We start from the raw sequence: 8,766 nt of genomic DNA on the forward strand, positions 1-8,766 counted from the left end.
ACGCCTCAGAGACTACCCTGAATTATAGCTGTGATTGGTCAAAATACTTTTGTGTATGTTGACAATTTATGGTAATATCATCATGGATAAAAATTCGAGATAATTATAGATAAGAAGGTTTAAATATATTATGACTGAAAATTTTTGGCGTGAATTACCACGTCCATTTTTTATTTTGGCGCCTATGGAAGACGTTACAGATATCGTCTTTCGTCATGTAGTTAGTGAAGCAGCTAGACCTGATGTATTTTTTACAGAATTTACAAATACTGAGAGCTTTTGCCATCCAGAAGGTATACACAGTGTTCGTGGACGCTTAACATTCAGTGAAGATGAACAGCCGATGGTCGCTCATATATGGGGTGACAAGCCAGAGCATTTCCGCGAAATGAGTATCGGTATGGCAGAGATGGGCTTTAAGGGCATTGATTTGAATATGGGGTGTCCTGTAGCTAATGTTGCGAGTAAAGGTAAAGGGTCTGGTTTAATTCTACGACCTGAAACCGCAGCAGAAATTATTCAAGCATCCAAAGCAGGTGGACTACCGGTAAGTGTTAAAACACGACTCGGTTATTATGACATAGACGAGTGGAAAGATTGGTTAAAACATGTCTTTGAACAAGACATTGCCAATTTATCTATCCATCTACGTACACGTAAAGAGATGAGTAAGGTTGATGCACACTGGGAATTAATTGCAGCAATCAAACAAATGCGTGACGACATCGCACCAGATACACTGTTAACGATTAACGGGGATATCCCAGATAGAAAAACAGGCCTTGAGCTTGCTGAAAAGTATGGCATTGATGGTGTAATGATTGGCAGAGGCATTTTCCATAACCCTTATGCTTTTGAAAAAGAGCCACGTGAACATACGAGTAAAGAACTGTTAGGTTTGTTGAGATTACATCTTTCATTGTTCGACAAATATTCCAAAGAGGAATCTCGACTATTCAAACCCCTACGCAGATTCTTTAAGATCTACGTTCGTGGCATCAGAGGCGCTAGCGAACTGCGTCATCAATTGATGCAGACCAATACAACCGATGAAGCCCGTGCATTACTTGATGACTTTGAAGCTCGCATGGACGACGAAGTAAAATCCTAATACGTTTGCGTATTGGGATTTTTTTATTATACAAAATTACTTCATTTATAATGGCAATACTTTAATATTACATCCAGCCCATTAAAATTTTGATATGACACCAAAACGTGTTACGATTAATATAACACCTTTTGGTGTCATATTTTTTCTGGAGGTCTTTGCATGTCTAATAATTCTGAGTTAACGGAAATTAAAAAAGTTGTCACCTTAAATGCCAATCAAGATAAAGTTTGGGATGCTGTCGCAACAGCTGAAGGCATCACAGCTTGGTGGATGCCGAATGATTTTGAACCTGTAGAAGGTAAAGCATTCACCTTACATGCAGGGGAATTTGGAGATTCTCCTTGTAAAGTAACTAAGATTAAACCCAAAACGATTGTCAGTTTTGATTGGGGGAAAGATTGGAATCTTACTTTTAAACTCAAAGCAATCGATGACCATACTACTGAATTCACCCTTATTCATTCAGGTTGGGACGACAATAAAGAAACAGAGTTTGGTCAACCACATTCTGTTGTCCAAGGCTTTATGGACGATGGTTGGGATGAAATCGTAAATACACATTTAGTAAATTACGTGACGTCATAATGCAATCGGTACAACCAAAACACGATGTATTTCATGCCATCGCTGACCAACATCGTCGTAAAATTTTAATGTTGCTTGCTAATGATGAAAGATCAATTACATCAATCACTGATGAGTTTTCAATTTCAAGAACAGCGGTCAACAAGCATTTAACCATACTATATGAATCCAACCTTGTAACCAAAAAAACATCCGGCAGAGAAACCAGATACAAAACCCACGCGCAAGAACTAAAAAAAGTGAGTGACTGGTTGCAGTATTTTGATGTGTACTGGGATAATAAGCTGGAAAACCTTAAAAATTATGTGAATGACAATTAAGTTAAATTATAAAAAGCCTGCTCTTATTATTTGCTATAAGAGCGGGCCTATTTTTATTTTTTCAATAAATCTACTTGCTTTCACTTTAATTTACAATGAGTTATAAAATGCTTTTGTTACTTTATGTTTACAATTAATAACTGTTTAATTTTTATATTCAACATCTAATGATAATTGGTCATATGATATATTATATTTTTCGAAAAACTTGTTAATATAGTTCATTTTTCTTTCATTGGATAATTGTACAAATAAATATACACCTGGGACTATTTCCTCAGTATCATCTGTTTTTTCGCTAAATATAGCTGATTCAAAGCCAATTTTTGTGTCTATTTTTGTACATTCAATCAATGGATTCAAATCAATTTTAGCCAATAATTTAAATAGCTCTACAAATAAACCCTTCCATGTTTTTACAGGAATATATTCATCATTAATAAATGTAAATCCATGTATTTTATAATTAGAAAAAGTCTCATTACCATCATAGATATACATTTCTTTTTCTTCTATCATTTCATGTATTGTCGATTCAGGAAAATCCCAAATTTCTAATGCAGAAGTAATTAGCTGATTTGTTCTCTCAATTATTTCAGCTTCACCCCATTTGTCACTTCTAGCTGGTAATTTGTTTAAATTAACAAAATGACTTTCTTTAAAACCTTTTTCCATATTTTGTTTATCTTGGAAACTTCTATTGCTATATTTTGAATTATATCCAGTTATAGTCAAGTTTCCTAATGAGTTGACATAATTTTCATGAATTCTTTGGTAATTATTTCCTAATTCATTTTTCCAATCAGAGCTTAATTTTTGTGGCATAATATGTTCAATACTATAATCTTTATTTTTTAGTCCCTCGTAAATTGATAATGATTCAATGTGGTTATGGTTTTCTAACCTTTCAAATATATATGAACGATATGATGAATTAATATTATACCAATCATTATGTTTAAAGTTTCTAATTAGTTCTTCATCCGTTGGTACTCTTCCAGACCCTTGTTTTTTAAGTAGTAAAAATATGATAACTTCTGAATCTTTATATTGATTGTTATGTTTATCTTGAAACTGCCTAAAATCTCTATACAAAGTTGCTATAACTTTATTTAACGCATTCGAAGGTGTTTTGGTAATTATCCTTCTTGCTATATATTTTTCAACTAGTTCTACTATTTTGATAGCTTCTTCTTCGACAATTTTATTAGAAACAAAATCATTAATTATAGCCATTATAAATGGTCTAATTACAGTGACATTTAATTCTAAAAATCTATTTAAAATTACATCTATTTTCTTTGTCCCTGTATTACACTCAAGAATCATTTTATAAGTATTAGAGAAGTCATTAATGTCTTCAAATAAATTTTGTTTATCAAAATCAAGATTATTATAAGTGGTCTTAAATTCATCATACACATTTGATATCTTTGGAAATTGTGCATTTTTGATTGTTAAAAAATACCTAAAAAATTTACTTACTTCGAAATGAGTATTTTCTTCTAATGGTTGCCAATAGTTTTGAAAATACTTATTTTGTTCAGGCAAATTCTCATTCATAAGTAAGAAGTTGCGTATTTTATCTGCATCTGTTAGAGCGACCCCGGTTGAATTGAGACTTTCAAAAATTAATTGTGGGTCATCATCAGGTGAATTTAAATTAACTACCATAAATTGAAGCTTTTGTATTGAACTCATTAATTGATCAATTGAGATATTCATATTATCAATACATGAATAAAAATACTCATAGTTTAAAGTAATATTTGAAGATTTGTCATAAAATTTTTCATTCCCAAATAATAATTTATATGACTTATAATCTCTTGGATTAGGTTGTAAAATTAATTTATCTGTAGTATTTAAGTATTGATCTTGTAAAAAAGTATTTAAAACATATTCCGGTGTTAAACGTACTTTTTTAGCTTCTTCTTCATTTTTGTCCAACCAATTTTTTATAGCTAACATTAAAAGAGATAACGTTGTCAATCTTTGTTGCCCATCTATGACAATTATATCTTGCGCATAATTACCTGGTTTTACAACTATACTACCAAAAAAATGTGTTTGTTTATTGCTTGTTTCTAAATCAATTAAATCCTCAAACAGCAATTCACAGTTTTCTCTCTTCCAATCATAGTTCCTCTGATAAACAGGAATAATAATTTGTATTGCTCCCCTTAAAAATTCTATCGCAGAGCGGACGTTTCCATCCATAAATAATCACCCTTATTTTTATTTATAGTTATATACAGATTAACATATACCCTATTAAAATAAATTGTTTCATAAATATTTTGTGATTTTAGAGTATATACTTTAGTTAAATGAAGAAGTTAGAAGTTACGTACCACCCATCTAATAATTTCAAGAAAAGCACCTAATACTATGTGACTACGTTAAACTCACTTCAAAATTTCATTTGGCAGTCGTTTTGAAGGTTACGGCATAGTGGCGTCACACAACCCGATGACTCACCCCACCGTATTTTTATATGCCTGTTATCTTTCAAGTAAATGTTAATATAAAAGCTTGCCCCTTTTATTAAACCAAAGGGAGCAATCAGCAATAAAATGTAAGATTTAGAACCCGGCGTCGTAAATCTATTAAAAAATGGATATAACATGCTGATACAACTATTAAATATGACCGCAAACATAACGACTGACATTAAAATATCTATCAGTGGATGAATGTCAGTCTCCAATAATAAAGCTTAGATAAGCAGGGGCAATCCCTATCGACGCTTTGTTGCCTTTACTAAACATGATATAAATCCCCCACTAACATGAATTGATAAATGGTTTTTAAATTGTGCAAATTACAAGGAAGTATGATATTAATCACTTGTAACTTCTAATTTTGTTTCAAACTTACTTTTCAAACAAAATATAAGCACATTTGAATCCTGCAATACTGCCAAAAATTATTAACACCAAAATAACAGACGCAATATTATTTATAAAAAAATATAAAATGCTATAGTGGAGATATATTAAACAATTGTTTTTTAAATCAACATGACTAAGGGAGTGTTTCGATGTATAAAATAGGTATAGCCGGAGCAGGCGCAATGGGTGGACGTATTGGTGTTTCCATAAAGGAAGCAGGTTATGATGTTACACTTATAGATCATTGGGAAGCACACGTCAACCGTATTAATACATATGGTATGGATATTAAAACAGAGACGGAGAACTATACAGTCGACATTCCTGCTATATTAGCGCAAGATGTAACAACTGAATTCGATCTGATCATTATATTGACGAAAGCGATGCACTCTGAAGCAATGTTAAAACATTTACTAGCAGCCGGCTGCATCCACGAAGATACAGCTATCATGAGTATGATGAATGGATTAGGTCACGAAGAACGATTATCACAAATCGTGCCATTATCACAAATTTATCTTGCTGTAACGATGTGGACTGCAGGACTACGTGGTCCAGGACAATTGTTACTAGAAGGAGAAGGCACGATCCATTTACAAAGAGCTGATGGCGAAATGGATAGTCATACTAATAGCATACTTCAAATACTCAACAAAGCAGGACTGAATGCACAAATTAGCGACAATGTGTTCGAAGCGATTTGGTCTAAGGCGACCTTAAATAGTGTGGTAAATCCATTATGTACCATTTTAAACAAAACCATTCACGAATTTGGTAGCTACCCGCATTCAGCGGAGATGGTCAAGCCTATCATTGATGAAATTGTCGCAGTGGCTCAAGCCAAAAGTATCGAATTGAATAGTCATGACCTTTTACAAAAAGTCGAAGCAGCTTATCCCAAAGAAACGCAAGGCCTGCATTACCCTTCCATGCACCAAGATTATGCAAACGGACGTTTAACTGAAGTAGATTACCTTAATGGTCAAATAGCTGCGTATGGGCAAGCAGCCAATATACCGACACCTCGCAATACCATGCTCACTCAGATGATCCATCAATTAGAAACAAAATTATAATACCGAGTGGCAGTTGACCAATTATTTTCTCGATGAAGTATGGAAGCACACTTCATTTTTTGTGACTATTAATTTACTTTTTAAAACTATTCTATAAAATATTAACCTTCATCAAAAACTCTATATAATATTAACTATATGTAGAGTGAATGTAGGACATACAATGCAAATTTGAAATGAATAGGTGATGTATATTGGATATCCAATTAGCACAGTTAACTATAAACTTTAAAACAGAAGAACCTGCTCCGTTTTTTCAAGTAAATAACGACTATAGAGTAAGATTCGATATAGACAATATTAATCGTTCGAATCTTACTCACATCATAGATATGCTTTTTAATGACACGGACAATATTAAAATTTCTTATTACTTCGGTACATTAGTTCCATATATTTTCAAAGAACCCACTCGCATAGGCAAATATATTTCAATTAATAGTTGGGAAGAGCGATTATTTGAAGCAGAAAACGAATATGATAGTAAAGACATATATAAGATTGTCACCATTAAAAATGTTAAAAAAGCTGAAATAATTAATTATCTGTTGTACTTAAAATATGCGTTAAAAAATCCATATATGTGCATTTATAATGACTACCATTTACTCAGTAATAGTACGGATGTCATAGATATTGTGAGTAGTTCTACGGGTATGATCAATAACTTAAAAACACGCTTCGCCCCCATTGTAGACCACTTTTATGATGACCATACGAAATGAGACTGGAACATATCAATAATGTTCCAGTCTCTTATTATTTATATATTTTGTTTTAGCAATCTCAATTCACCATTAGTCATTGATTTTAAAATCAGTTCTAATGAAGTCACACAACCCGACGGCTTATTTTAGTGGTATTGTTATATGTTTAGCAATGTCTTAAGAGTCACACCTTTAACTTAATCATGATTTTATATCGATCCAAAACCTACGAATACGCTTGCCATTGTCCTCTATATATGGCGTTCCTTCTAGACCTCCAGCATTTTGAATCACTTTCGCAGAACCAATATTATCTTCATCACAAGTTACAAGAACCCTTTGAATACCCAGTTTCTGACAAATTTTTAAGGACTCTAATAAAATTTTTGTCGCATAGCCTTGTCTTCGAAATGAAGGTGCAATACCATATCCAATATGTCCGCCTCTTTTCAAAAAATCTTCCGTTAACTCATGTCGTATATTTGCAGCACCAATAATCACATTGTCTTCTATATAGAAATACGTTGAATTTTTCATCCAATCCTCGTTAGTTTCTTGATACTTCCAATCACTCAACACCTCTTCATAATCCACAAAGCGACTAAATCTAGTAGAAAAAGGAACGATTTTATCTGTATGCTTCCAGTCATCCCAATAATTTAAAAATGCTTGTTTATCTTCTATAGTTAATTTACGAAACGTCATCAATTCCTCACTCCTATTTGATGTTATTAATAAACCAGTCTAATATTGTATATCTAAATTTTTATTCTAACTCACTGTGATGATCAGACAAAAAAAGACTGCAACTCATAGTTTCAGCCTCTTTATATTTGTGTTTTCAATATCACAAGATATTTCTGTCATTCAACTCTATCATTCTTTTACCATATGATTCTTAATGGCATCTATTATTTTCGGCCACTCTTTTGTATGAAATTCGTGACCGCTTCCTTCTAATGCTAGCATTTCCGAATTTGGAATTTCATTTTTTAACGCAAGTCCATGTTCAAAAGGTAACACGAGATCTTCTGTTCCATGTATGATTAAAGTAGGAACTTGTATAGCTTTAATTTTATCGTTGTAATAATCATCGCCTGTTAAACTTGCATGGTTAAACATACTTGTTAAATTATTCGCACGGTCAAATTCTTCTCGTGCTTGTTTTCGTATACGTTGCTCCTCGTATCCATACTTCGATCCAGAAAGTAATTTGCCACCTTCTACTAAATATTTCTCTACTTCTTCTTTATTTGACCAATCAATGTTTTGACCTTGAGCATGATGTTCTAATACGCTTGAGTCCATTGTTGGTAAGTCTAAACCGCTATCTTCACCACCAAACAATGAGGTAGAAAGCAACGTCAAACTTAAGACACGGTCGGGATAATGATGTGTAAGTACTTGAGCAATCATACCACCTAAAGACATGCCCATAACATTTGCTTTTTCAATATGATAACTATTCAAGACATTAATGCCATCATTTGCCATGTCCCTGACTGAATAATTCGCCTTGCCATGTTCATACACCGTTGAACGCCCAACATCCCTATTATCATAACGAATGACAAACATGCCCTTGTCCGCAAGTTTTTCACAAAACGCTGTATCCCAATACACCATCGATTGCGTAGCACCATTGATTAATAATAGTGCTGGATTTGAAGGGCTACCGAAAGATTCTGTGCAAATCTGAACACCATTTGTTTCAATTATTTGCTCACCCATATGTCTTCCTCCTAAAAATTCGATTGTTATACTTTTATGCTCGTGAAATTATGATTGCACCCAAATATTTATTGTAATAATTGCATTACTATATCATCATCAGTATACCCAGATAAAAAAAGTTCAACCTGTATGGTTTATCAGATACATCCTAAATTTATCAATTAAACTGCTAATTATGGTTCATGCCATGAATTTTACTATCTAACACCTTTTTCCAATAATTTTCACGTTCTAAAATAGTATCTACTTTCGATTTAGTATCAAAAATTTCTAAAATTGAATATTGGAAATGGCTGGTAATATGTTCTGCACCTTTTTCTTCTAATATTGATA

General features: G+C 32.8%; 9 protein-coding genes. 5 read left to right on the forward strand and 4 right to left on the reverse strand.

All coding sequences use genetic code 11. The annotated features are described in order from the left end of the window. Positions 1-130: 130 nt before the first annotated feature. The 3 genes from CD036_RS07330 to CD036_RS07340 all read left to right on the forward strand — a co-directional run bounded on the left by CD036_RS07330 (position 131) and on the right by CD036_RS07340 (position 2,019). Entirely contained in the window at positions 131-1,111 is a 981-nt protein-coding gene (locus CD036_RS07330) for a tRNA dihydrouridine synthase (protein ID WP_002510687.1), read from the forward strand. A gap of 162 nt (positions 1,112-1,273) precedes the next feature. Next, positions 1,274-1,699, forward strand: coding sequence for an SRPBCC family protein (locus CD036_RS07335; protein ID WP_021459556.1), 426 nt, complete (start codon positions 1,274-1,276; stop codon positions 1,697-1,699). Then, on the forward strand, positions 1,699-2,019 hold the full coding sequence (locus CD036_RS07340; protein ID WP_103388325.1) for an ArsR/SmtB family transcription factor: 321 nt from the start codon (positions 1,699-1,701) through the stop codon (positions 2,017-2,019). The genes CD036_RS07335 and CD036_RS07340 overlap by 1 nt, the downstream gene beginning before the upstream one ends. A 144-nt stretch (positions 2,020-2,163) precedes the next feature. On the opposite strand, the gene CD036_RS07345 is transcribed toward CD036_RS07340, so the two are convergent. Beyond that, the gene (locus tag CD036_RS07345) at positions 2,164-4,239 is read right to left on the reverse strand and encodes a DUF262 domain-containing protein (RefSeq protein WP_103388326.1); all 2,076 of its coding nucleotides are present in this window, start codon (positions 4,237-4,239) and stop codon (positions 2,164-2,166) included. A gap of 823 nt (positions 4,240-5,062) precedes the next feature. Between CD036_RS07345 and CD036_RS07355 the strand changes: the two genes are divergently transcribed. Both CD036_RS07355 and CD036_RS07360 read left to right on the forward strand, forming a co-directional pair. Beyond that, positions 5,063-5,992: a ketopantoate reductase family protein gene (locus tag CD036_RS07355; protein WP_103388328.1), complete on the forward strand. Its 930-nt coding sequence runs from the start codon at positions 5,063-5,065 to the stop codon at positions 5,990-5,992. A 194-nt stretch (positions 5,993-6,186) separates the two neighbouring features. Further along, a complete protein-coding gene (locus CD036_RS07360) occupies positions 6,187-6,717 on the forward strand; it encodes a hypothetical protein (protein ID WP_021459559.1) in 531 nt (176 codons plus the stop codon). A gap of 183 nt (positions 6,718-6,900) precedes the next feature. Here CD036_RS07360 and CD036_RS07365 read toward each other — a convergent pair whose 3' ends face one another. The 3 genes from CD036_RS07365 to CD036_RS13300 all read right to left on the reverse strand — a co-directional run bounded on the left by CD036_RS07365 (position 6,901) and on the right by CD036_RS13300 (position 8,761). Further along, a complete protein-coding gene (locus CD036_RS07365) occupies positions 6,901-7,404 on the reverse strand; it encodes a GNAT family N-acetyltransferase (RefSeq protein ID WP_103388329.1) in 504 nt (167 codons plus the stop codon). Between the two features lie 171 nt (positions 7,405-7,575). After that, positions 7,576-8,430, reverse strand: a complete 855-nt coding sequence (gene mle, locus CD036_RS07370; protein WP_103388330.1) for an alpha/beta fold macrolide esterase — start codon at positions 8,428-8,430, stop codon at positions 7,576-7,578. Positions 8,431-8,602: 172 nt separating this feature from the next. After that, on the reverse strand, positions 8,603-8,761 hold the full coding sequence (locus CD036_RS13300) for a GIY-YIG nuclease family protein (protein WP_258027392.1): 159 nt from the start codon (positions 8,759-8,761) through the stop codon (positions 8,603-8,605). Positions 8,762-8,766 lie beyond the last annotated feature (5 nt).

Origin of the sequence: Staphylococcus arlettae (assembly GCF_002902345.1) — a bacterium.
Classification (GTDB): Bacteria; Bacillota; Bacilli; order Staphylococcales; family Staphylococcaceae; genus Staphylococcus; species Staphylococcus arlettae.

Coding starts and splice junctions, on each gene's coding strand:
- CD036_RS07355 (WP_103388328.1), top strand. CDS start 5,063: ATGTATAAAATAGGTATAGCCGGAGCAGGCGCAATGGGTGGACGTATT.
- CD036_RS07365 (WP_103388329.1), bottom strand. CDS start 7,404: ATGACGTTTCGTAAATTAACTATAGAAGATAAACAAGCATTTTTAAAT.
- CD036_RS07345 (WP_103388326.1), bottom strand. CDS start 4,239: ATGGATGGAAACGTCCGCTCTGCGATAGAATTTTTAAGGGGAGCAATA.
- CD036_RS07335 (WP_021459556.1), top strand. CDS start 1,274: ATGTCTAATAATTCTGAGTTAACGGAAATTAAAAAAGTTGTCACCTTA.
- CD036_RS07330 (WP_002510687.1), top strand. CDS start 131: ATGACTGAAAATTTTTGGCGTGAATTACCACGTCCATTTTTTATTTTG.
- mle (WP_103388330.1), bottom strand. CDS start 8,430: ATGGGTGAGCAAATAATTGAAACAAATGGTGTTCAGATTTGCACAGAA.
- CD036_RS07340 (WP_103388325.1), top strand. CDS start 1,699: ATGCAATCGGTACAACCAAAACACGATGTATTTCATGCCATCGCTGAC.